At 69.5% G+C, this 1,111-nt stretch carries 2 protein-coding genes; one reads left to right on the top strand and one right to left on the bottom strand.

Annotation, left to right across the window (positions count from 1 at the left end; genetic code table 11):
- The first annotated feature begins 301 nt into the window (after window positions 1-301).
- Window positions 302-646: a hypothetical protein gene (locus FV222_RS26960; protein WP_147763087.1), complete on the top strand. Its 345-nt coding sequence runs from the start codon at window positions 302-304 to the stop codon at window positions 644-646.
- Between the two features lie 29 nt (window positions 647-675).
- Here FV222_RS26960 and FV222_RS26955 read toward each other — a convergent pair whose 3' ends face one another.
- Window positions 676-972: a succinate dehydrogenase assembly factor 2 gene (locus tag FV222_RS26955; RefSeq protein WP_147816193.1), complete on the bottom strand. Its 297-nt coding sequence runs from the start codon at window positions 970-972 to the stop codon at window positions 676-678.
- Window positions 973-1,111 lie beyond the last annotated feature (139 nt).

Below are 1,111 nucleotides of genomic sequence, written 5' to 3'. Positions count from 1 at the left end.
ACCCCGCGCCGCGCCATTCGGCCGGGCTGCGGCGCGTCCCCGCCCGTCCGATCTCCTGATCGCGCCGCCTAACGGGCCGCCCGGGATCGCACCGAAAACCCAAAGTCTCGAAGGCGTTGGACGCTCGTCCGCACCCGCATCCCCGGCGCGCGCGGCGTTCCCGGCCGCGCAGTTCATCGCACGCTCATCGGACGGGTTTATTTTCGCATCTGCAAACGGTGCCGGCGAACCAAACCGTCTGCGGTGGGTTTAAAGCTCAGCTCTCTTCCCAACTCGTCAGCGATGGGGTAGCTCTCGGTCTATGGGTGCGCTGCAACAAGTGCTCGTCGTCGACGACGGCGTCCGTGCTGTCGATCACTCGCTGGCCGGAGAGCTGGCCGAGCTCGGCTATGCCAGCGTCACCGTCTCCCTCGAGGCGGCGGCGGACGTGCTGGCGGTGATCGCCCGTCCCGCCGCGATCCTGCTCCAGACTTCGTCACGCCGCGACTCGGGCTACGCCCGCCTCGCCGCCCGGCTCCGGGCTGAAGTGCGCGACCAGGGCATCCCTGTCTTGGTGATCGACGGCGAGAACGCGCGCCGCGCCGGTGCTCCCATCGACCTGATGAGCCGCATCGGCCCCTACGTCGTCAACGAGCCCGACCTCTAGTCAGAGCGCTCAGCCGCGGCGGCGATCCGTCACGAGTGGATCGGCGCGTCGTGCTTGTGGAAGGCCTTGAGCCGACGGAACAGCGGCGTGTCGTAGTTCGCGGGCGCCGGCTCCTCGCCAACGAGCCAGCGGAACAGGTCGCGGTCGGGCACCTCGATCAGCGCCTCGAACAGGTCGAGGTCCGCGTCGCTCATGACGCCGATCTCGGCGTCGGCGAAGCGTCCCATGATCAGGTCCATCTCGCGGATGCCCCGGTGCCAGGCGCGAAACAGCGTGCGGCGGCGGCGGGGATCGAGATCCGCGCTGGTGCGGGTGGTGCCGGACATGGTTCTAGCCTTGGGTCGAAGGAGACGACCCGTGATCCGTGGATCACGGGACGATGATGGTCAGACCAATCCTGCGAAGGCGGTCTCGGACCACGACGCGGACGGCCCGGGCGGGGCGGGGGCGCGATCGCGCGGGCCC

This window comes from Methylobacterium sp. WL103, assembly GCF_008039885.1.
In the GTDB taxonomy this organism is placed as follows: Bacteria; Pseudomonadota; Alphaproteobacteria; order Rhizobiales; family Beijerinckiaceae; genus Methylobacterium; species Methylobacterium cerastii.
Note: the sequence above shows the minus strand (reverse complement) of the source record. Positions and strands in the feature narration are given on the sequence as shown.

What these genes read in the sequence shown, in the direction of transcription:
- FV222_RS26960 (WP_147763087.1), top strand. Translation starts at nt 302, where the DNA reads ATGGGTGCGCTGCAACAAGTGCTCGTCGTCGACGACGGCGTCCGTGCT.
- FV222_RS26955 (WP_147816193.1), bottom strand. Translation starts at nt 972, where the DNA reads ATGTCCGGCACCACCCGCACCAGCGCGGATCTCGATCCCCGCCGCCGC.